Source organism: Actinomycetes bacterium (genome assembly GCA_022599915.1).
Taxonomy (GTDB): Bacteria; Actinomycetota; Actinomycetes; order S36-B12.
Genome location: JAHZLH010000066.1, coordinates 67,392 through 90,193 on the forward strand (window position 1 = coordinate 67,392; position 22,802 = coordinate 90,193).

Sequence of the window (22,802 nt, forward strand, 5' to 3'; positions counted from 1 at the left end):
GTTGACCGCTACAGCGTCGCGCCGACGTAGCGGGTAAGGTCCACCAGTCGGTTGGAGTAGCCCCACTCGTTGTCGTACCAGCCCAGCACCTTGGCCGTATTGCCCATCGTCGAGGTCAGCGAGGCATCGAAGATGCAGGAGGCGGGATCAGTCATGATGTCCGCAGACACGATCGGATCCTCGGTGTAGCGCAGGATTCCCTTCAGCGGGCCGTCGGCGAGTGCCTTAACGGCAGCGTTAACTTCATCAGCGCTGACCTCTTTACCCAGTTGCACGGTGAGGTCGGTGGCGGATCCGGTCGGAACTGGCACTCGCATGGCGTAGCCGTCGAGCTTGCCTTTAAGTTCCGGCAGCACCAACCCGATCGCCCGAGCCGCCCCGGTGGTGGTCGGGATCATGCTCAGCGCAGCAGCGCGAGCACGACGCAAGTCCTTGTGCGGTGCATCCAAGATCACCTGATCGTTGGTGTAGGCGTGAATCGTGGTCATCAGCCCTTGTTCGATACCGAAAGCATCATTGATGGCCATAGCCATCGGGGCGAGACAGTTGGTCGTGCACGAAGCGTTGGAGATGATGTCGTCGGTCTTTGGATCGTAGTCAGCGTGATTGACCCCCATCACCACGGTGACGTCGGGATCTTTTGCTGGCGCAGAGATCAGCACCTTCTTGGCACCAGCGGCTAGGTGCTTGCTGGCTGCCTCCCGGCCGGTGAAGAATCCGGTGGACTCGATGACCAGGTCCACACCCAAGTCGCCCCATGGAAGATTGGCGGGATCGCGCTCGGCCATGACCCGAATCTCTTTGTCATCTACCTTGATGGTGTCCTCGGTATGGCTGACTTCGCGATTCAGCGGACCCAAAAGCGAGTCGTATTTCAGCAAGTGGGCCAATGTGCGGGTATCGGTGAGATCGTTGACCGCGACGATCTCAATACTCTCGCCGGTCAGCGACAACAGCGCGTTGATAACAAAGCCCTGCGACTGTTGCAGATCCACAGCCCGATAGAAGTTGCGGCCGATACGACCGAAACCATTGATGCCCACTCGAATGCTCACTGGCGCTCCCTAGTCACTGGTCCCGCCATCCGGTGCGGTGGCGGATGTCAACCGACCCTAGCGAACGCCCTAGTGGGAGTCGCACCCGGTGTCAGTCGTCCAGCATGTCCTCAGTGAGGCTGGCCTCGGTGCCAGGTATCCCCTCTTGCGCAGCCCGCTTGTCCGCCATCGCCAACAGCCGCCGGATCCGACCGGCGATTGCATCCTTGGTGAGTTGCGGTGATGCCAGCGATCCAAGTTCTTCCAAGCTCGCTTGCCGGTGTTCGATACGAAGTTTGCCAGCCTCGCGCAGATGATCAGGAATGTCGTCGCCCAGGATTTCCAGTGCGCGTTCGACCCGGGCACCGGCCGCCACGGCCGCTCGCGCTGAGCGGCGCAAGTTGGCGTCATCGAAGTTCGCCAGCCGGTTAGCGGTGGCTCGAACCTCCCGACGCATCCGCCGCTCCTCCCAGACCAGCCGCGACTGATGAGCCTGCATCCGGGTAAGCATGTCGCCAATCGCCTCGCCGTCGCGCACCCCAACGCGATCGGTGCCACGCACCTCGCGGCCCTTTGCTGCTATTCCGAGACGTCGAGCGGCCCCAACAAGCGCGAGACCGGTCTCTTGGCTGGGCGCGGTGATCTCCAGCGCGGAGGACCGCCCGGGCTCAGTCAGCGAACCACGAGCCAGGAATGCTCCCCGCCAAACTGCTTCAGCGTCACAGGGCGCTCCCGATACCACTGACGGTGGCATGCCCCGTACCGGCAGACCACGGCCGTCCACCAAACCCACCTGACGAGCAAGCCACTCGCCGCCATCGACGACCCGCACCGCGTAGCGGGCATTGCGCCGAAGACCAGTGGGCTGAACTACGGACATCACGACCTCGTGGCCGTAGAGGTCAGCGATATTGGAACGCACTCGGCGCGCAATCGTGCCGGTATCGAACTCAGCCTCAACAACCAGTTGCTTGTTGATGACGTGCAAATGGCCCCCCACTCGCAGCATCGCAGCCACTTCAGCTTTTCGGCAGCAGGCCTTAGTTACCTGCACCCGGCTGAGTTCATCCTTTACATCGGAGGTCAATGCCATGGAGGCATCTTGCCACGCCCGATCGAATCCGCGAAGGCCGCGGCCAGTAAATCTGGATCGTGAACCCCAGATCCGGCGTTTGTAGAGGTGACATGGCGCAGGGACAACTCCGCGCCGAGCAGTTTTTCGCACGACTTCGCCAGCGCAGCTGAATCGGTGACGGCCCGCGGATCAGCAATCACGACCTCGACCGGAAAGTCACCAAACTGGTCAACCAGCGCCTGTAGATGACGACCGGGGGTGAAGCCACTGGTCTCGCCGCGCTGCGCGACTAGGTTCAAAACCAAGATTCGTCGCCCGCTGCTGTTGCGTACCGCCGACAGTAGCTCCGGTACCAGCAGTGGTGCGATCACCGAGGTGTACCACGAGCCTGGCCCAAGGATGATGACGTCGGCGCTTTCTACCGCCTCAACGGCCTCAGCACAGGCAACGGGATTCAAGGGTTCCACCCAGATGCGCTCGACCTGCCCCGGCGAGGTCGCCACCGCCACCTGACCATGCACCTGCGCCACGTCGTCAGGCCGAGCGAGGTCAGTGCCGCTGATGTCTGCCACGATTTGCAGTGGTGATAGCGAGACGGGCAATACCCGCCCCTGAGCGTCCAGCAAGGACGCTACCCAGTCCAATCCGGACACGACATCGCCGGTTTCCTCCCAGAGGGCGGCTATCAGCAGATTGCCCAGCGCATGACCCTCCAGCTCGCCACTGCCGTCGAACCGGTGCTGGACCACTCGACTCCAAGTGCGCCCCCAGGTGTCATCACCGCAGAGGGCCGCCAAAGCCATCCGCAGATCGCCCGGCGGGAGTAGCCCAAACTCGTCTCGTAGCCGACCGGAAGAGCCGCCATCGTCCGACACCCCCACAACACCAGTGATGTTGTCCGATACGCGGCGCATCGCCCGCAGCGTTGCCGCCAGACCGTGTCCGCCACCGATACAGACGACTCGGGGACCGTGCCGAGTGGGCGACTGGCGGCGGCCGCTCATTCTCGCCCCAGATCGCGATGGGTGACCAGTGTTTCCATTCCCGCCTTGACCAGCCGCACACTCAAGTTTTCCGCCAGCGCAACGGAGCGATGTTTGCCGCCAGTGCAGCCCACCGCGATGGTGATATAGCGCTTGCCCTCGCGGAGGAAACCGTCCGCGACGGTATCCAACATTCCAGTCACTCCGTCGAGAAATTCTCGTGCTTCCGGACGTTGCACTACATAGTCATTCACCGCGCCATCGAGCCCGGTACGTTCCCGCAAGGTCGGCTCCCAGTATGGGTTAGGCAAGAACCTGGCATCGAGGACGACATCGGCGTCTACCGGTATTCCGTACTTGAACCCAAAGGACATCACGGTGGCACGCAACTGAATCTTGTCTTCATCTGGAAACGCCGACTCCACCCGACGACGTAGATCGTGAACATTCAGTCGGGTGGTGTCAATGACCAGATCCGCTTCACCGCGTAGGTCCGAGAGCAGTTGCCGTTCATTCTCAATGCCATCCAGGATTCGGCCATCGGCCTGCAGCGGATGTGGTCGACGGCTGCTCTCGAATCGGCGGACCAACAACTCATCGCTGGCCTCCAAGAACAGCAACCGGACATCGCTGCCGTCGGTGCGCAGCCGAGTCAGTTCCTCCTGCAGTGCCGCGGACACGTCACCACTGCGAGCGTCGACCACAACCGCCAGACCGGTGATGGAACTGTCCCGCGGGGCCGATGCGACTGCCTCGGCGAGCAGCGGCGGCGGCAAATTGTCGATGACGAACCAACCTAGGTCCTCCAATGCCCGGGCAGCCGTAGATTTACCGGCACCGGACATGCCGGTCACCAGCACGACTTCCGGTCGCGAACCAGATTCAGGACTGTGTGCCATCGGTCTCCTGCGGATTGGGGTCGATGATCTCGCCGGTGCTCAGATTAGCCGCCGGAGTGGGTTGCTCGCTGTCCGAATGCAGGTGCGCCAGGATTGATTCGGCCAAGATCGGCCCGATTCCGGGCACCTCCGCGAGTTCCGCAGCGCTAGCCGCCCGGATCTTCTTGACGGAGCCGAGTTGGCGGAGCAGGGCTTTGCGCTTAGCCGGGCCGAGTCCCGGAATACCATCCAGCGCGCTGACTCGAGCGCGAGCCATGCGACGGTTGCGGTGCCCGGCAATCGCAAACCGATGCGCTTCGTCGCGCAGATGCTGCAACAAATGCAGCGCCTCGCTGGAGCGAGACAGGATCACTGGCTCTTTGGATCCAGGCAGCCAGATTTCCTCTAACCGTTTCGCTAGGCCGCACACTGCGATGTCGTCGATACCGAGTTCTTCGAGCGCTCGTTGCGCGGCAGCAGCTTGGGCGCCTGCCCCGTCCACTACAACTAGCTGTGGTGGGTAGGCGAAGCTACGGCGTTTGGTCGGTCCGGACGATTCATCGGACAGATCGAGTTCAATGTCACTAGCCTCCGCCCGTTCGCTCAGGTAGCGGCGAAACCGGCGAGTCAGCACTTCAGCCAGGGCCGCAGTGTCGGAGGAGGCGTTGTCGCTAGACACCGTGAATCGTCGGTAGTCCGATGTCCGCGGCACACCATCTTCGAACACCACCATCGAGCCGACGGTGTCTTGCCCCTGCAGCGTGGAAATGTCGTAGCCCTCTAGCCGCAACGGCGCACTCGCCAAACCCAAGGCCTGCTGCAGATCTTCCAGGGCCCGCGCCCGAGCGGTGAGGTCGCCTACCCGGCGACGCTTGTGAAGATTCAATGACTGCGCTGCATTGCGTTCCACTGTTTCCATCAGCGCCCGCTTCGCACCGCGGCGAGGCTGGCGGATACGAACTTTGGCGCCACGGCGCTTACGTAGCCAACTCATCAGGCTGGCTTCCCCCGGCGGCACATGAGTCACCAGGATTTCCGTGGGGATATCCGCCTCCTCAGCATCCCCGTACTGCCGCAGTAGTGCCTGCTCCATGAGTTCGCTGTCGTCAAGGTCCAAGGTGCGATCCAAAATCAGGCCGCGCTGGCCAGTGATCCGGCCGCCTCGGACGTGGAAGATCTGCACCGCACCTTGCAGTTCATCGGCAACTAGCGCAAACAAATCAGCCTCAGTCCGCTCCGGCAACACCACTGCATTGCGCTCCAGCGCTCGCTTCATCGCGAAATAGTCATCCCGCAGCCGAGCAGCTGTCTCATAGTCCTGATCGGCAGCGGAACGCTTCATGCCACGCTCGATGTCCTTCATCATCGATTCGCCACCACCGGCAACGAACGCCGCGAACCCGTTCACGATCTCGCGGTGCTCCTCCGGTGTTACCTGGCCGACACACGGCGCACTGCATTTGCCGATATGGCCCAGTAGGCAGGGCCGCTGGGCAGCGGCAGCTCGACGGAACACCCCTTTGCTGCAGGTGCGCACCGGGAACACCCGCAGCAACTGATCCACGGTCTCCCGGATCGCCCAGGCATGAGAGTAGGGACCGAAATAGCGCACTCCTTTGCGCTTGGCCCCTCGCATCACCGTCACCCGCGGGAACTCTTCAGCCATGGTGATCGCCAAGAACGGATAGGACTTGTCATCGGTGTATTTGACGTTGAACCGCGGTTCGAACTCCTTGATCCAACTGAACTCCAGCTGCAGCGCTTCTACCTCGGTGCTGACGACTGTCCAATCCACGTCAGCTGCTGCCGCCACCATGGCTGCGGTCCGTCGGTGCATCCCCGCTGGGTCACCAAAGTAGCTGTTCAGCCGCGATCGCAGGTTGCGGGCCTTGCCCACGTACAGAACTTGCCCGTGCTCATCCAGAAACCGATAGACGCCTGGCTCAACCGGAATTGATCCGGTTTCCGGACGAAAGCGGCGGGCGGAATTTCCGGAAACCGACATTTCTCCAGCCTATCGGTCGCTCACGACACCGGAAAATTACTACCGTGAGCAAGATCACCACGACACGCAGTTGAAGGTTCTGCGAAACCAGTCACGCTGTCGATTATGGTTTTGCGTTTTCGAACTCGGCGATTTGCCGCGTCCGCTGCTGCCGCCACGATGGCGGTGAGCGCGATGACGGCTGCCGTGGGAGTTGCTCCCCCGGCGGCGGCCGCGACCAAAGCCGAAAAACGCCAATGGGCCAAAACCCGGGTCTACGTCCAAGGCGACTCACTGACCGTAGGGTCGGCAGCGCCGCTGCGTTCGCAGTTAAGTGGCAAGGTTCGCCGCACCACGGTGGATGCGGCCATCGGCCGCCACACCACCACCGGTCTCGCTCGAATGGCGAAAGATCCGCGCGCACGTAGGTCCCAGGTATGGGTTGTTGCGCTGGGCACTAATGATGCCCCCGATCCCGGCGCCATCCGCAATCACGTCCGCCGCTCGCTGCGATTGGCGGGACCGCGGCGCGATGTCATTTGGCTGACGCTACGCCGCCCCGGCGGCTACGACCGGGTCAACAGCATGCTGCGCACCATGGACCGCAACCGAGAGCGGCTGCATGTGGTGGACTGGGCTCGCAAAACTCACTCCTCCGGCTGGCTGCTGCGCGGCGACGGGGTGCATGCAACCCACAATGGTTACCGGACGCGGGCGCAGATGATCACTCAGACAACGCTCGCGGTAGCGGGAGACCCACGCTAACTGTTTTGACGCTTGGCCGCTGCAGTCGTGCTGCGCAAGCGAACCTTAGGCCTTGCTGACGACTTCGTCGCCTTCGATATCCACAGCTACTTGAGCTAGCCCAACGGTGGCGGGCCCCTGTAACACCTCACCGGTGGTTGTCGAAAACGCTGATCCGTGGCACGGGCAAATGATTTCCTCGCTGGTTACCTCACCAACGGTGCAGCCTTGGTGAGGGCAGGTTGAGGTGAAAGCCTTGAACTCTCCTTCGGTGGGCTGAGTCACGACCACCATCTTTTCTTCGACGACGATGCCGCCACCGACCGGCACGTCAGCGGTGCTCACGATCTTGGTGGGGCTGCTCGGCACGTCCGTGCTTGCCGTCGTGTCCGGGGTTTCCCCGCCAGCGGACTCGGTGGTATCAGAGCCACCGCAAGCGGCCAAGATTCCAGCGGCACCGACGGCACCGGTTCCCAAGAGCACGGTGCGACGGTCGATTCCCGATTCAGATCGGTTGTCAGAGTCAGTCATGACCTAAGCCTTACACGGAGCCGGAATATTTCCTACCGCGACTTCCGGCTTTGGCTCAGCAGTGGGCCGAGAAACTGGCCGGTGTGCGACTCCGACACCGTTGCGATTTGCTCAGGCGACCCCGTTGCTACCACCGTGCCGCCACCGGAGCCGCCATCCGGACCCATGTCAATGATCCAGTCTGCGGTCTTGATGACGTCCAGATTGTGCTCAATCACTAGGACGGTGTTGCCTTTATCCACCAAGGACTGCAGCACGCCGAGAAGTTTGCGGATGTCCTCGAAGTGCAATCCCGTCGTGGGCTCATCCAGCAGATAGATCGTTCGCCCGGTGGATCGCTTTTGCAGTTCAGCCGCCAGCTTGACCCGCTGGGCCTCACCCCCGGACAGAGTGGTGGCTGGTTGCCCCATGCGTACGTACCCAAGTCCTACCTGCACCAAGGTGCGCAAGTGTCGGGCAATCGCTGGCACTGCTTCGAAGAACTCCAGCGCTTCCTCGATCGGCATGTCTAAGACGTCGGCAATGGTGCGGTGTTTGTAGTGCACCTCTAGGGTTTCCCGGTTGTAGCGCGCCCCGTGGCACACCTCGCACGGGACGTAGACGTCGGGCAAGAAATTCATCTCGATCTTCAGGGTGCCGTCACCGGAGCAGGCTTCGCAGCGGCCACCCTTCACGTTGAAGGAGAACCGACCGGGCAAGTAGCCGCGGATCTTGGCTTCTTGGGTCTGGGCAAACAGTTTGCGAATGTGATCGAAGACGCCAGTGTAGGTGGCCGGGTTGGATCGCGGCGTGCGACCGATCGGACTCTGATCGACATGCACCACCTTGTCAATATGTTCCAAACCGCGGACCCGCTTGTGTCGGCCAGGTACCACGCGCGCGGAGTTGATCTCTCGACTCAACACCGAGAACAGCACGTCATTGACGAGACTGGATTTGCCGGAACCGCTCACTCCAGTGACGGCTACCAGGCAACCCAGCGGGAAGTCCACGGAGACGTTTTGCAGATTGTGCTCGCGCGCCCCCTCCACGCGAATCAGCCGATCCGGATCCATCGGACGACGGATCTCCGGCACCTCGATCTCCCGCCGACCCGCGAGGTAGTCACCGGTGACCGAATCCTTAGCAGTCAACAACTTCTTGACCGGACCGCTGACCACGACTTGGCCACCGTGCTCCCCGGCTCCCGGGCCAATATCGACCACCCAGTCGGCGGTGCGAATCGTGTCCTCGTCGTGCTCTACCACGATGAGGGTATTGCCTAGGTCGCGTAACCGGACCAACGTGTCAATCAACCGACGATTGTCCCGCTGATGCAACCCAATAGAGGGTTCATCCAGCACGTAGAGAACTCCCACCAGCCCGGAGCCAATTTGAGTTGCCAGCCTAATGCGCTGCGCCTCGCCGCCGGCTAGCGTGCCAGCGGCCCGATCCAGGGTCAGATAGTGCAGGCCCACATCGAGCAGGAACCGTAGTCGCTCATTGATCTCTTTGAGCACTCGTTCACCGATCGCCTGGTCCCGATCCGTCAGTTGCAGGTCTACCAGCACTTCAGCGCAGTCTCCGATGGGCAGTGAGGCGATCTCAGCAATACTGCGACCGTCAATCGTCACCGCCAGCGACAGCGGCTTCAGCCGCCGGCCGTCACAGGATTCACATGGCACCGGACGCAGGTAGCCCTCGAACCGATCACGGGCGGAGTCGCTCTCGGCCTCGGTGTAACGCCGTTGCACGAACGGGATCGCGCCTTCCACCTTTGCCTGGTAGCTGCGCTCCCGACCGTAACGATTGCGGTAACGAACCGTCACTTTCTTGCGCTGACCGTGCAGGATTACGCGACGTACTGGCGCCGGTAACTCCCGCCAAGGCGTCGTCATGTCACCACCGATGTCGGCAGTCAACGCCCGCAGTACTCGGGCGAAATACTCGGACATGTGCCCGGAGCTCCATACACTGATCGCGCCTTCATCAAGCGTGAGCGATTCATCGGGCACGATGAGTTCCGGATCGACCTCCATCTTGGTCCCCAAACCGGAACAGTCTGGGCAGGCGCCAAAGGGTGAGTTGAACGAGAACGACCGTGGCTCCAACTCCTCAAAACTCAACCCGTCCCGGGGACAAGCCAAATGTTCGCTCACGGTGCGTTCCCGATTCGGGTCGTCTTCGGCGAGGTCAACAAAGTCCAGGGTGATGATGCCGCCGGACAACTCCAAGGCCGTCTCAACGGAGTCAGTAATCCGCTGTCGAGCGTTGTCACGGACAACCAGCCGATCCACCACCACCTCGATGGTGTGCTTCTCTTGCTTCTTCAGCGTCGGTGGCTCGGATAGCGGATGCAGCACACCGTCCACTCGCACCCGGGCGTAGCCCTGGGACTGCAAGGTGCGAAACATCTCGCCGTACTCGCCCTTACGCTCCCGCACCAGCGGTGCGAGAATTTGGAACTTGGTGCGTTCCGGTAGGTCGAGCACTTGGTCGGTGATCTGCTGCGGCGTCTGTCGCTGAATCGGATCGCCACACACCGGACAGTGCGGCTTGCCGATGCGAGCAAATAGCAAGCGGAGGTAGTCATAGACCTCGGTGATCGTCCCCACGGTGGATCGCGGATTGCGAGAGGTCGACTTTTGATCAATCGAAACTGCCGGGCTCAGCCCCTCGATGAAATCAACGTCAGGCTTGTCCATCTGACCCAGGAACTGTCGAGCATAGGCCGACAGGCTCTCGACGTAGCGTCGCTGGCCTTCGGCAAAAATGGTGTCGAACGCGAGACTGGATTTGCCTGACCCGGATAGGCCCGTGAAGACGATGAGGGCGTCGCGTGGCAGATCGACGGAAATGTCTTTGAGGTTGTGCTCTCGAGCACCTCGCACCGTGAGCTGATCGAACTGGGCTCCACTGCCGGCGCGAGTCTTTCCGGTGGTCGTCTTTTTTCGCTTGCCTTCAACCAAGGAATCCTCCGCAGTTAAGCGCGACTCGTGTAGTCCCGGTAGATTCTCCCAGGGTAACTGCGAGACGCGAATCGGCGGATTCGGAGTCTGGGCTAGGACCCGGCCGCAGATGCGCAACCAGCGGCGCTAATCTGCGGCCGGGTCCTCAACGGCGGCCGCTGGTTCCGCTGCCTCCTCTGCGAGCCTCCGTTCCAATGCTCGGCCTTCCAGGTCAAGATCAGGCAATATCCGATCGAGGAACCTGGGTAGTCGCCAAGTCGCGTGGTTGAACAAAATCAGGAGGGCCGGTGCTAGTAGCAATACCAGGAAGGCCGCAAATGCCACTGCCGCGGTCAGGCCCACGCCAAACTGTTTGACGACCGGATCCGGGTTGATGATGAAGCTGCCAAAGACACTCATCATGATGAGCGCCGCGGTAACGATGACCTTGGCAGCGCCAGCGACGCCGGCGCGCACCGCGTCCCGAGGTGACTTACCCGAAGCATGTTCGCCCTGAATCGTGCTCATCAGGAACACCTGATAGTCCATGGACAAACCGAACAGCGCAGCAAACATCATCAACGGCACATAGCTGATCACGGGCACCGTGCCGTATTGGCTGGGCAAGTCAATGAGACTCAATCCCCAGCCCCACTGGAAGATCACCGTTACCAGACCAAACGAGGCCAAGGCGGCCAGCAGGTTCGCAAAAGCCGCCTGGAGCGGGATGAGTAGCGAACGAAAAGCAATCAGCAGCAACAGCGAACTGAGCAGGATCACCGTCACGATGACCAGTAGCATCTTGGCGCTAATCATCGCGGCAAGATCAATGTTGGCGGCGGTAGTCCCGCCGACGTTCGCGGTCATCCCTTTCGACAGCGAAGCCGGAATGATGTCATTGCGCTCCTGCTCGACCAGGTTCGCAGTCTCCGGTGCCGCCGGCCGACTCTTCGGGATCACGCTCATAGTTAATGCGGTCCCGGCGTCGTTAATCTGTGGCGGAGTCACCAGATCGACGTCGTCGGGAGTTGCTAACGCTTGCTGCAATTTCACGATCCGGGGGTCGGTGCCACGTGGGTCGCCACCAGCGGCCGTCAACTCCTTAGTGAGCTTGTTCTGCAACTTCTCTGCTTGCTCCTGCTCTGCTTGTGCCTCGGCTGCCTCGGCCTGCAGTTCATCAGCGCTCGCCTGCAGCGCGGCAGCTTCGGCTTCCAACTGGGCTTCCGCAGCGGCTAGTTCCCGCGCCGCTTCCGCAATCTCCACCGCTTCCACCAGAAGTTGTTCCTCCGCCTCGGCGAGGTCGACTGCCTGCTGGGCTAGGTCGGCAGCCTGCGCTTCCAGCCTTGCCACTTCCGCCAGCAGTTCGTCGGCTTGCCGCCGCAATCGCTGCAACTTCGTCGTGTTGGCCGCTAGTTCGGCTCGTAACTGCACTTCCTGTTGCTGCAGTCGATCCAACTCCCGCTCTAACACAGCACGCACTACCGGATCGGTCGCCGCACTAATGCGGAGTTCCAGTTCCCGCTGGCGCGCTTCGTTGACGACCAGCCTTCGCACCAGCGCTCGCAACTCGCTCAGGATCTCCCGGTCCGCAGGCGACAAGTTGGCGAGATTTTCCGCCAATTCTTGGTCGATTTGCTGTTGCCGCTCTTCCGCTGCAGCCAAGGCTCGCTGAAGTAGCCGAGTGACGGCAGGATCGCTGCTGCGAGCAATCGCTTGCTCTAGGGCTGCAATCGCGGCCGCAACCGCTACCGCCTCGGCAATGAGTTCCTGCTCCGCTGCCACAATCGCTCTGCCCTGCGGTGACAGCTGATTGGCGAGGGCCTCAATCTGCTGCTGCAGATCAGCAGCCTGCTGCTGCAGTCGGGAAAGTTCCTTTTCCAGCAGCGCGATCACTGCGGGATCGGTCGGCTGCGCCAGTGCGTCCTCGACCAGTCGCTGTTCGACGAGATTCTTTCCCAACCGCAGCGCCAAGGTAATTTCCCGAGCGACGGCCTGGTCTGCCTCCGCTAGGAGGTCCTTCGCCTGCTTTTCCAACGCCTGTGCAGCTGACCGGAAGACTTCGGATTCCCGCTCGAGTTTCGCTGCTTGCCTCTTGAGTTCCGATTCTGCCGCCGCAAGCGCCTTGGCCGTGGCAGCCAGGACTGCAGCCTGTGCGGCCAGCGTCGCCGCTTGCTGCTCCAGCTCCGCCTCCTGTGCTTCCAGCGCGGCCTCCTCCGCCGGCAACGTTTGCTGCGCCTCCTCCAAACTGGCCTTCAGCGCCATCGCTTCGTTGTATTGGTTCTCGTACTTGTTGCTGGGGGTAGCAGCCGGGGTCATGCTCACCGCCACCAGCAGCGGACCGTTGTACCCGGGTCCGAAACCGTCGGACATCAGATCAAAGGCGTCCCGCTCTGAGCTGCCCGGCGGCGACACTGCCAAGTCCTCTTGCCCCAGGGTCATCGTGGCCACCGGAACCGCTATTGGCAGCAATAGTCCGGCAGCGATAACCGTACTGATGAGCGGACGTTTCGTGATAACAGCCGCCCAGCGACTCGCTATCGGGTGACCAGTGCTGCGCCCGACCAGCGGCAACCGCAAGAAGTTGATGCCGTGACCAAGTGCACCCAAGACAGCTGGCAGCAAGGTAATCGCGGCCAGTACCGCGCCGACTACCGAAACGGCGGCGGCAAGCCCCAGTGCGGCAATGAACGGGATCTGGGCAACATGTAGCGAGACCAGTGCGATAACGACGGTGCCGCCAGCGAAGATGATGGCACCGCCGCTAGTGGCAACCGCCCGACCTGCGGCGACTTTTGGCGATAGCCCCGCCGCCAGGACATATTGTCGATGCCTGCTTACTAGGAAGAGTGCGTAGTCGATCCCTACGCCCAATCCGATCATGCGGGCAATCGTCACGCCGATGGAAGGCGTGTCGACCACAGTTCCTAGTAGCCAGATTCCGGCGAGACCCAGCAGCAGACCAAAGACCGCTGATAGCAGCGGCATACCCATCGCCACCAAACTGCCAAACGACACCGCGAGGATGATGCCAGCGGCGATAATGCCCAACTTTTCACTGTTGGCGGTATCCGGCTGCGAAAGCACGCTGCCGATGGGGCCACCGACTGCTGCCTGTAGACCCACTTTGGTCGGCTCTGCTATCGCTACCCGATTGATTCGCTCTGCCGCAGACTCCGTGAGCTGTTGGGAATCCAACGACAGCAAGATCGGGATGAAGGCGTATTTGCCATCCTCACTGACCAGCCCTGCCTCCGGCTGCTTGAAAGGGTTCGTGACCGAATAGACCCCGTCTTGTTGTTTGAGTGCCTTGTAGGCATCGGTGATCGCCTGCTGGTTCTTGCCCCCGTCGTCCACTTTGCCGCTAGCCGCGTAATACACCGCAGGAGAAGTGCCATTTTGCTGCGGCGGAAACTCTTTGGTCAGCAGGTCGGTCGCCGCCTGGCTTTCCGTGCCCGGCAGCGTGACCGAATTGTTCGTGGTGGGACCTAACACGCCGGTCAGAGCGGTCAGGCCAAAAGCGAGGATGATCCATACAGCAATAACTGGCCAGCGAAACCGAACGCAAAAAGCGCCGACTTTGCCGAGTGCAGCGCCCATAGATCTACCAGCCGTGTCGGCGGCGTGAGCCGCTTTGTGCAGCACATTCTGACATGCCTGCACCTCGACTAGGTCCAGTTGCCAAGAAATTCCGGCCACTCGCAGGCTGCCCCCTCAGAGTCGGTTTCCGGCAGCGGCGGCAGCGAGAAAGATTTGCGGATACAACGGGGAAGACGCCTTCCCCACGTGGCTGAATCTCTTCAGGTGGAGCACACTAGATACATGCCAGAGTGGAACTCGTTTTCGTACGCCTTCGGGCCGATGTTTGCGCTGCTCGGACTGCTGTTTGTGATTTGGATGCTGAAACGCGCTGGTTTCGACAACAAGCCCGATCCCGACGAACCTGACCCAATCAAGGCCCCGATTATTGGTCCGATGTCATGGGCAGATGCCCACCGAGTCGCTCAGCAACTCAAAGATGCTGGCTACGAAGCCAGTATCTCGGATCAAAGTGACGGCTACCGGGTCACGGTGCCGGCCGATGATGTTGCGCCGGCCCGCAAAGTCATCTGGAGCCAGCTCTTTCCTAAGACCTAGCGCGCCTCAGCAGGCGTACAGCGAGGCTCTCGACTCGCAAGCACACCCCGTCGTGCGTTGCTTACGCTACGAGAGCGATGACGTGACGGCCTCGTTCACGATCTGGGCGAAACCAACGCAGCCAGCACTGTTGATGTGAACACCGTCCTCGTAGAACCACTCTGGATGCTGAGCGGCTGCGGTCGCAAAATCCGCCAGCCGAACATTCTCGTATCGGGCAGCCTGCTGCCGAATCATTTGATTCACGGAATCTCGGAATTCATATTGCGGCTGCTCCGGTAGCGCGATCGTTACCCACACCACTCGATCTCGGTCCGCGACCAAGGACATCGCTTCTTGGAATCCGGCAAGTGTGAAGGGCCCATTCGTACCAAGATGAATCACAACGGTGTCTGGCAACCCCTTCGCGGCTTGCGCTCGCAACCGTTGCAGTCCCACGGGGAACTGCCGCCCCACCTCAGAATCCAACCAGTACCCCATCGGAGTCAGGCACTGCTCGGCACCCATGGAAACACTATCGCCGACAATGAGGCCACCGGAGGGACGAGCCAGCCGTGCTAGCCGCTTCGCTTCCTTCCGAGCCCGACGTACTTCGCGCCGTTCCTTGCGCTCAGTGGCACGTTTGCGGGCTAACTTCCGGGCTTTGCGCTCTGCTCGAACTTGCGCCAGGCGTTCCGCCTCCGCTTCGGCCAACGCCTCTTGATGGCGCAGGTACATGGACTTGTAGCGAACGTTGTCCAACGTCGTCTCAACCGCAGTCAGATCGGTCGCCGTGGCCGTCGGCGCAGCCCCATCCCCCGCGGCTGCGAATGGCGTGGAACCCATGACTAGGGCTGTTCCAAGGAGAACGGCCACCGTCACGCGTCCCGAGTTTAGGGGGAATACCACACCGCGAGGCTAGCCCGGCAGGAGCACGCCCGCCGCTAGTTGCCCGATTTGCCCGCATCTGCCCAGTAAGCGGAAATCAATCCCGCCCACTCACTGGTGTGACCGGTACAAAGGTGAGCAACTGCTCCCGTGACTACGGCTGCGCCCCAGCGACGATGTCAATCTTGCCCTTGGAGTTCATTTTGAACCCGGCACCCGTCTTGGTGACCTTGCAGACTACCGCCTTCTTCGACTTTGCCCGACAGGTGAACGGACCGACCTTCTCCTTTTCCTTCGGCATGAGAACGCCGATGTCCTCGGGCGGGTTTGCAGCGCACTTCACACCCTTGCACTTCTCGACATCGCCGTTCTTCGCTAGCGTCGCCGACTTGACCTTGTTGCCCATGACAAGGCAAAACACCTGCGTGCCCAACGATTTTCCCTTGGTCATTTCGCAACTCACCTTGCCGTTCTTGGTCTCAAAGAATACGTTCTTGTCTGCTTGCGCAGGCCCGGCCGCTAGAAGCACACCGCCAGTCATGAACAGCGCGGAAAGTACCGCTAGCAGGCGGCTAGAAAGTCTCGACATGTCTTACTCCCACTCATCCGCTTTCCCATCCACCATCGACTGGTACTCGCGGTATTTCGCAGTCTAGGCGTGGTCAACTTGCGAGTCGCCCTGAGCCTGAAATTGCCACCAACCGTTCAGGTGGCTTCCTGCATACCGCGGAGTTCTTGCTTCAGCGAACGGATCTCATCGCGATAGCGCGCTGCCATCTCGAACTGCAGCTCTTCTGCCGCAGTGTGCATTTGCTGGGTGAGTTGTTCAATCAATTCGGCAAGCTCCGACTCCGCAAGACTGCGCGTGGGTCGCTCTGGAATCGCCGCAGCCATAGCACCGCGACCCTTACCGCGGCTTTGCACCCGCGCAGAGCCCAGCAGCGTCGCAGTATCTTCGTCCTCTCGTGCCAACAGGTCGGTAATGTCTGCGATCTTCTTCCGCAATGGCGTCGGATCGATGCCATTCTCTTCGTTATATGCGGTCTGTTTGGCGCGCCGCCGGTTAGTTTCATCGATCGCGAACTGCATCGAATCAGTCATCTCGTCGGCATACATGTGCACTTGGCCGGAGACATTGCGGGCGGCTCGACCGATGGTCTGAATCAGGCTACGTTCGCTGCGCAGGAACCCCTCTTTGTCCGCGTCCAGAATCGCGACCAGTGACACCTCGGGGAGGTCAAGGCCCTCACGCAGTAGATTGATCCCGACGAGCACGTCGTACTCCCCCAGGCGCAGTTCCCGCAGTAACTCGACCCGGCGAATGGTGTCCACCTCCGCGTGCAGATAACGCACCCGCAGCCCCTGCTCCAACAAGTAGGCGGTCAAGTCTTCTGCCATTCGCTTGGTCAGCGTCGTAACCAGCACCCGCTCGTCCCGCTCGGTGCGCTGCCGAATCTCCGCCACCAGATCATCGATTTGCCCCTTGGTGGGCTTCAGGATGATCTCCGGGTCCAGTAGTCCGGTGGGGCGAATGATCTGTTCGACAGCGTCACCTCCTACTTTCTCGAGTTCATACGGCCCCGGGGTTGCCGAGAGATAGATGGTCTGACCGATGCGTTCGGTGAACTCTTCCCAACGCAGCGGACGGTTGTCCATGGCACTGGGGAGCCGGAAACCGTGATCTACCAGAGTCCGCTTGCGGCTCATATCCCCTTCGTACATGCCGCCGATCTGCGGCACAGTGACGTGCGACTCATCGATCACCAGTAGGAAGTCTTCTGGAAAGTAGTCCAGCAAGCAGTTGGGTGCGCTGCCGGGGCCGCGGCCATCAATGTGACGGGAATAGTTCTCGATTCCGGCACAGGTCCCGACCTGACGCATCATTTCGATGTCGTAGTCAGTGCGCATCCGCAGCCGCTGTGCCTCCAACAGTTTGTTCTGCCGTTCCAGTTCCGCGAGCCGATCCGCCAACTCGGTCTCGATGCCCCGCAGCGCCCGTTCCATACGTTCCGGGCCCGCCACGTAGTGCGTAGCGGGAAAGATGTACAACTCCTCATCTTCGGTGATGACCTCACCCGTAACGGGATGCAAGGTCATCAGCCGCTCAATCTCATCGCCAAACATCTCCACGCGGACTGGGTGCTCCTCGTACACCGGAAAGATTTCGACAGTATCCCCGCGAACTCGGAAGGTGCCGCGCTGAAAACTGACATCGTTACGGACGTACTGCATCTCCACGAGCTTGCGCAGCATTGCGTTGCGCTCGATTTCCTCACCAACTCGTAGCCGCACCATGCGATCGACATACTCCTGCGGAGTCCCCAAACCGTAGATCGCAGATACCGACGCAACCACGATCACATCTCGACGGGTTAGCAGCGAGTTAGTCGCTGAGTGCCGCAGCCGCTCCACCTCTTCGTTAATGGAGGAGTCTTTCTCGATGTAGGTATCGGACTGGGGGATGTATGCCTCCGGCTGGTAGTAGTCGTAGTAGGAGACGAAATATTCGACAGCGTTATCGGGAAACAACTCACGAAACTCATTCGCCAACTGGGCAGCTAGAGTTTTATTGGGCGCCAACACCAAGGTAGGCCGCTGCAACTTCTCCACGATCCAAGCGGTCGTGGCAGATTTGCCGGTACCCGTCGCGCCCAACAACACGACATCCTGGCTATCGCCTCGAATGCGTTCGGTGATCTCGGCAATCGCTGCTGGCTGGTCACCCGACGGCTGGTAGTCCGAGACCACCTTGAGTGGGGCAACCCGACGTTGCAGGTCAGTGACAGGACGGGCCATAGGACAACGCTACGCCGCCGTTCCGACAGTGCAAACGAGCACCGCTAGTTCCGGCGGCGCATATTGTCCGACCAGAACCGCACTAGTCAGTCGATCAAACCCAGTTCAGCCAGCAACTCCCATGAGGCAGCCAGGGCGGCCTTGCGTGGGAATGGGTGGTCCAAATTCGGCGAGACGGCCTGCATGTGAGCCGGGAATGGCGAGTAGGCAATGTCCCAGTGGTGGCCGTGCAGCATCGCTATATGAGTGGCGATGGGGATGTCCATCGTGGCCTGCTTCTGCGTGAGCTGCATGTCGTTGTTGGCGTCGAACTGCGACATCTTGACGGTATCCATGAACTGGAAGGCGGGAGACTCCAACGGAGTCGTGGAACCGGTTAGCGAAAAGATCGGAATCCCTAACTCCGTCATCTTCTCGGCATTCTCGCGGTTGTAGTCCTCCCGAACGCTGGTGCGCAGATCGTAGAAAGCCTGCTTGATGTCGTACTCGTCGACTCGACGCAGCCCGGTGGTTTTCTCCACGAAACCGGGATTCATCAACTGCAGGAACTGATCCAGACGATCAGAAATCTCCTGAGTATCGAGGTCCTTGATCTGATCGTAGATGGAATCTGCGGTGTACGAGCCGCTCATAGCACCGGCCCAGGTAAACACCCCTGCGATGCGATCGGCGTATTCGGGGTGGTTGACCATGAAGTTGAAGACGTCTGGACCGCCCTTGCTGTAGCCGATGATCCAGACCTTCTCCGGCGGCTCCGGGTTCTCGATCGGTCGCTGATCTGCAGTGAAACCTTCACCTCGCTCCAACGATGCCAAGATGTCCTCGTTATTGGCTTCGCAGCCACGGAAAGGATGAGCGTCACAACGTAGCGTCCGCCAACCGCGTTCTTCCTCCAACATCGGCGCCTCGTCCACGAAGGCATGGGCCCGAGGATGCAGGAGGCCGGAAAGTAGGCCCGGGACCAGCAACAGCGAGGTGTTATTGATCTCGATATCTACCGGTGGCAGTTCCTCTTCCCAGTCTGCGGCAGAGACACCCTTGAGGAAGCGGTCGGCGATCTTCTGCCGATCGCTGCGCTTGTCCGAGCCGATCCTGGGTACTACTCGGGCCAAACCAGCGGGTTTGCTAGCGGTCTTAAGCGCATCCGAGTCTTGCGCCGCTTCGGTAATGAACAGGTCTTTCCACCGCATCCCCAACCAGCGCTTCACGGTGGCATCGGAGAAGGCCGCCGAAGCGTCGTCATCGATCCAGTCGCGGACTTCGGTGATGACTGTGTCGTAGTTGCCAGAATCGAGTTCAGACTGCAGGCTCATATTTCTCCCATGAGGTAGCGCGAGGGACTCGCCTCGAAAATAGCCGTCTTGCAGCCGCCTTGCATCCCGTTCAGCAATTTGGCCAAGTTGGGCCCACTGCCTTTCCGACCGTCACCTAATCGTGGCAGGCGACAGTCGATCACGCCACAAACTTGCAACCGTCTCCGCGAGGTCTGCCAGGTCGCCATCATTCGTCAAGACGACATCGGCAACCCGGCGCCGCTGCTCGTCCGACGCCTGTGCTGCCATGCGGGCATGGATTTCCTCCAGCGACATGTCACGATCACGCCGTAGCCGCTCGATCCGCTGCTCCGCTGGTGCCTCGACCACCAAGATCAGATCCCAGCCCTGGGTGAGTTCTTGCTCGACGAGCAACGCAATGTCGTAGACAAGCAATGCATCGGCCGGTGCGGCGGCCATCCGTTCCGCTGCTCGATCAGCAATCCGGGGATGAGTGATCCGATTCAAGGCTGCCAGTCGCGCCGGATCGTCGAAGACCTCCTCCGCCAGGGCGTTCCGATCCAGCGATCCACCGGGGCGAAGCATGCCTTGACCGAACTCCTCGACGATCTCAGCCAAGGCGGGCTGACCGGGCTCGACAATTTCCCGTGCGATGGCATCAGCATCAATCACCACCGCCCCCCGTTCGGAGAGCAGCTCCGCAACCGTACTCTTGCCGGAACCAATACCGCCGGTCAGCGCTATCCGGACCATGCCGGGCGACTTACTCCTCGTCGTCGTCGTTCAACTTCTCGCGCAGCGCCTGCAGGGCGGTGTCGGAAGCCAACGTTCCTTCCGACTCCTTGCCAGCGTCAGTGCTGAAGTTGGACGGGGTGCCACCGGATTCCAGGATGGCCTCCTGGGAAGCGGCCGCAGCATCTTCCATCTGCTTGCGGTGGGCTTCCCAGCGAGCTTGCGCGTCGGCGTATTCCTGCTCCCATTGGGCACGCTGATCTTCGTAGCCCTCTTTCCACTCACCGGTCTGCGGATCGAATCCGTCGGGACCGATGTAGTTGCCGTCTTCGTCGAAGGCCGGAGCCATGCCGTAGACGTAGGGATCGAACTCCTCTTGAATGTTGCTGGTGCCGCTGTCGTTAGCCTGCTTAAGCGAAAGCGAGATCCGTCGTCGCTCCAGATCAATATCGATCACCTTGACGAACAACTCGTCGCCCACGTTGACCACCTGATCCGGCAGTTCGACGTGATGACCAGCCAACTCAGAGATATGAACCAAACCTTCGATTCCATCATCGACCCGAACGAAGGCACCGAAGGGCACCAACTTCGTGACGCGACCGCTCACCACTTGACCCAGCTGATGGGTGCGGGCGAAGTGCTGCCACGGATCTTCCTGGGTCGACTTCAGCGACAGTGACACTCGCTCACGGTCCATATCGACTTCGAGGACCTCCACAGTGACCTCTTTGCCGACCTCGACAACTTCCGAGGGATGCTCAATGTGCTTCCAGGACAGTTCCGAGACGTGAACCAGGCCGTCCACGCCGCCCAGGTCCACGAAGGCACCGAAGTTGACGATGCTGGAAACGGTGCCGGAACGTACCTGACCCTTCTGCAGCTGGTTGAGGAAATCGCTACGCACAGCGCTTTGCGTCTGCTCGAGCCAAGCACGGCGGGACAGCACCACATTGTTACGGTTCTTGTCCAACTCGATGATCTTGGCTTCCAGAGTCTGACCGATGTACGGCTGCAGGTCGCGAACTCGACGCATCTCGACTAGCGAGGCGGGCAGGAAGCCGCGCAGACCGATATCGACGATCAGGCCACCCTTGACTACCTCAATGACAGCACCTTCCACGACACCGTCTGCTTCTTTGATTTGCTCGATGGTGCCCCAGGCCCGCTCGTACTGAGCGCGCTTCTTGGACAGCAGCAGCCGACCTTCTTTGTCTTCCTTGGTCAGAACCAGGGTTTCGATTTCATCGCCGATATTGACGATCTCGCCGGGATCAATATCGTTCTTGATGGAGAGCTCTTTGCCGGGGATGATTCCCTCGGTCTTGTAGCCGATATCGACGAGCACTTCGTCGCGATCGACTTTGACGACAGTGCCAGTGACCAGATCGCCGTCGTTGAAGGGTTTGATGGTCTGGTCAACCGCCAGGAGAATCTCCTCTTCGCTGCCAATGTCGTTGACTGCAATCTGGGGAGCGGCGGGCTTGGTCGTTTCGGGGCTGGACGTCATTGAGTTGGTTTCTTTGTTACGGATACTTGGATTCGGCGCCTACCGGTCCCCATACCCGCTGTCGCGGTTATCGATCGGGAGTCGCGCAACCCGCTCGGTACGGGGCCACGCGCCGGAAAGACGCAGCGCTTCAGGATACGGATGCGCTACCGCCCGGGTCAAACCGCATCACTGTGACTTAGGCGAACTGCTCGCCGAAGGGTCTTCGGAACGACGGTTGTTCGTCGGACTGGGGCTACCCAAATCATCCACCGGTGGCGCTGGATAGACATCCGCCGGATCGGGTTCCAGCGGATTCTCAGTCGGAGAGAGTTCCATCTGTGGCCACGGCTCTGGGGTGTATTCCAAGGTGACTTGCTGACCGTCAAAGGTCTTGGCTAGCGAGTCGCGACCCGGATATTGCCCCTTACGAACCCACAAGTCCAGTTGCACTAGAGCTGCCGCCAGGGTTCGCGGCTCAAAGTTGCAGTTGCCGGCCCCCTCGCGGGCTGGTTCTGTTACGGAGTAACTATCTGGCGGAATAGCGTATGCCCCGACCAGATTCGCACGGATTTCGGTGCTGAAGGTTCCCACCCGATCCCGGTACCAAGATTCGTTTTGGACGATGTATACCGGATCGAAGATATTGTGCAGCGTTAGGACTGGCACTTTGAGATCACCAACCAACTCCCCTTGGACAGCGGCGGCCGCCTGGGCATCCGGATCAAGCGTCACTCTGGCATCTGTCAGGAGTTCTAGGTTCTTCTCAACCGAGCCGGGCGCCAAAATATTCAGTTGCTCTCGCCGCTCGTCGTCGATTCGGGCGGCATAGTCGGTGTTCTCGTTCCCTGATGGATTTCCGCCGACCAACTGCTCCAACAGATAGCGCTGCGCCGTGCTTTGTTCGAGCAGATTGCTGATCCCGATCACGGCGGCGGCTACTTGACTGCTTTGATTGGCACCCGACTCCGCAGCAGTCCTCAGCGGGAGATCCAACACTGAGGCGATGAAGAGCACGCGAGCCCGACTGGCGTCATTCTTCTCCGCAGCACGACGAACCGCAGAAATGGCATCGTTACGAACCGCCAAAGCATCGTCGTAGGAGCCAAAACCAACCAGTTGGGAATCCTCAGCTAGCAGTTGCCGCACCGCATAGCCAGCGTCCAGCGCCAGATCAAACGAGGGCAACGGGCCACTCATCGGCGCGCACAGCGCGGCAGCACCAGCTACCCATTCCGGATGTAGTTCGGCAAGCCGAGCGCTGGCCAGACCACCGGTCGATTCTCCCCACACGTAAACCCGAGTCGGATCGGCGACGTTCTCGACAAAGTAGTCGTGCAACTCTTCGGCAGCC

At 60.6% G+C, this 22,802-nt stretch carries 17 protein-coding genes; 2 read left to right on the plus strand and 15 right to left on the minus strand.

Annotated elements, in window-relative coordinates; translation table 11 throughout:
• Positions 1–8 precede the first annotated feature (8 nt).
• From gap to uvrC, 5 genes are all read right to left on the minus strand, one after another.
• Positions 9–1,055, minus strand: coding sequence for a type I glyceraldehyde-3-phosphate dehydrogenase (gene gap, locus K0U62_10870; GenBank protein MCH9802013.1), 1,047 nt, complete (start codon positions 1,053–1,055; stop codon positions 9–11).
• 91 nt (positions 1,056–1,146) lie between these two features.
• Positions 1,147–2,127: a DNA-binding protein WhiA gene (gene whiA / locus K0U62_10875; GenBank protein ID MCH9802014.1), complete on the minus strand. Its 981-nt coding sequence runs from the start codon at positions 2,125–2,127 to the stop codon at positions 1,147–1,149.
• Positions 2,118–3,113, minus strand: coding sequence for a uridine diphosphate-N-acetylglucosamine-binding protein YvcK (gene yvcK, locus K0U62_10880; GenBank protein ID MCH9802015.1), 996 nt, complete (start codon positions 3,111–3,113; stop codon positions 2,118–2,120). Before yvcK ends, whiA begins: the two co-directional genes overlap by 10 nt.
• Positions 3,110–3,991, minus strand: coding sequence for an RNase adapter RapZ (gene rapZ / locus K0U62_10885; protein MCH9802016.1), 882 nt, complete (start codon positions 3,989–3,991; stop codon positions 3,110–3,112). Before rapZ ends, yvcK begins: the two co-directional genes overlap by 4 nt.
• Complete coding sequence (gene uvrC / locus K0U62_10890) at positions 3,975–5,975, minus strand: excinuclease ABC subunit UvrC (GenBank protein ID MCH9802017.1); 2,001 nt, start codon at positions 5,973–5,975, stop codon at positions 3,975–3,977. Before uvrC ends, rapZ begins: the two co-directional genes overlap by 17 nt.
• 105 nt (positions 5,976–6,080) lie before the next feature.
• Between uvrC and K0U62_10895 the strand changes: the two genes are divergently transcribed.
• On the plus strand, positions 6,081–6,719 hold the full coding sequence (locus K0U62_10895; GenBank protein ID MCH9802018.1) for a hypothetical protein: 639 nt from the start codon (positions 6,081–6,083) through the stop codon (positions 6,717–6,719).
• Positions 6,720–6,764: 45 nt separating this feature from the next.
• Here K0U62_10895 and K0U62_10900 read toward each other — a convergent pair whose 3' ends face one another.
• The 3 genes from K0U62_10900 to K0U62_10910 all read right to left on the minus strand — a co-directional run bounded on the left by K0U62_10900 (position 6,765) and on the right by K0U62_10910 (position 13,852).
• Positions 6,765–7,229, minus strand: coding sequence for a Rieske (2Fe-2S) protein (locus K0U62_10900; protein ID MCH9802019.1), 465 nt, complete (start codon positions 7,227–7,229; stop codon positions 6,765–6,767).
• A 32-nt stretch (positions 7,230–7,261) separates the two neighbouring features.
• Complete coding sequence (gene uvrA / locus K0U62_10905) at positions 7,262–10,177, minus strand: excinuclease ABC subunit UvrA (protein ID MCH9802020.1); 2,916 nt, start codon at positions 10,175–10,177, stop codon at positions 7,262–7,264.
• A gap of 126 nt (positions 10,178–10,303) precedes the next feature.
• The gene (locus K0U62_10910) at positions 10,304–13,852 is read right to left on the minus strand and encodes an MMPL family transporter (GenBank protein ID MCH9802021.1); all 3,549 of its coding nucleotides are present in this window, start codon (positions 13,850–13,852) and stop codon (positions 10,304–10,306) included.
• Positions 13,853–13,975: 123 nt separating this feature from the next.
• On the opposite strand from K0U62_10910, the gene K0U62_10915 reads away from it, so the two are divergent.
• Positions 13,976–14,290: a hypothetical protein gene (locus K0U62_10915; protein MCH9802022.1), complete on the plus strand. Its 315-nt coding sequence runs from the start codon at positions 13,976–13,978 to the stop codon at positions 14,288–14,290.
• Positions 14,291–14,356: 66 nt separating this feature from the next.
• On the opposite strand, the gene K0U62_10920 is transcribed toward K0U62_10915, so the two are convergent.
• The 7 genes from K0U62_10920 to K0U62_10950 all read right to left on the minus strand — a co-directional run.
• Positions 14,357–15,178 carry a hypothetical protein gene (locus tag K0U62_10920; protein MCH9802023.1) on the minus strand — a complete coding sequence of 274 codons (822 nt, stop codon included), beginning with the start codon at positions 15,176–15,178 and terminating at the stop codon, positions 14,357–14,359.
• Positions 15,179–15,311: 133 nt separating this feature from the next.
• Positions 15,312–15,746, minus strand: coding sequence for a hypothetical protein (locus tag K0U62_10925; GenBank protein MCH9802024.1), 435 nt, complete (start codon positions 15,744–15,746; stop codon positions 15,312–15,314).
• A 116-nt stretch (positions 15,747–15,862) separates the two neighbouring features.
• Complete coding sequence (uvrB, locus tag K0U62_10930) at positions 15,863–17,932, minus strand: excinuclease ABC subunit UvrB (protein ID MCH9802025.1); 2,070 nt, start codon at positions 17,930–17,932, stop codon at positions 15,863–15,865.
• A 107-nt stretch (positions 17,933–18,039) separates the two neighbouring features.
• Positions 18,040–19,266: a hypothetical protein gene (locus K0U62_10935; protein ID MCH9802026.1), complete on the minus strand. Its 1,227-nt coding sequence runs from the start codon at positions 19,264–19,266 to the stop codon at positions 18,040–18,042.
• Between the two features lie 111 nt (positions 19,267–19,377).
• Positions 19,378–19,980, minus strand: coding sequence for a dephospho-CoA kinase, long form (gene coaE / locus K0U62_10940; GenBank protein ID MCH9802027.1), 603 nt, complete (start codon positions 19,978–19,980; stop codon positions 19,378–19,380).
• A gap of 10 nt (positions 19,981–19,990) precedes the next feature.
• Complete coding sequence (gene rpsA / locus K0U62_10945) at positions 19,991–21,469, minus strand: 30S ribosomal protein S1 (GenBank protein MCH9802028.1); 1,479 nt, start codon at positions 21,467–21,469, stop codon at positions 19,991–19,993.
• A 168-nt stretch (positions 21,470–21,637) separates the two neighbouring features.
• Positions 21,638–22,802 (minus strand): hypothetical protein (locus tag K0U62_10950; GenBank protein MCH9802029.1); only part of this gene is annotated, 1,165 nt, incomplete at its 5' end.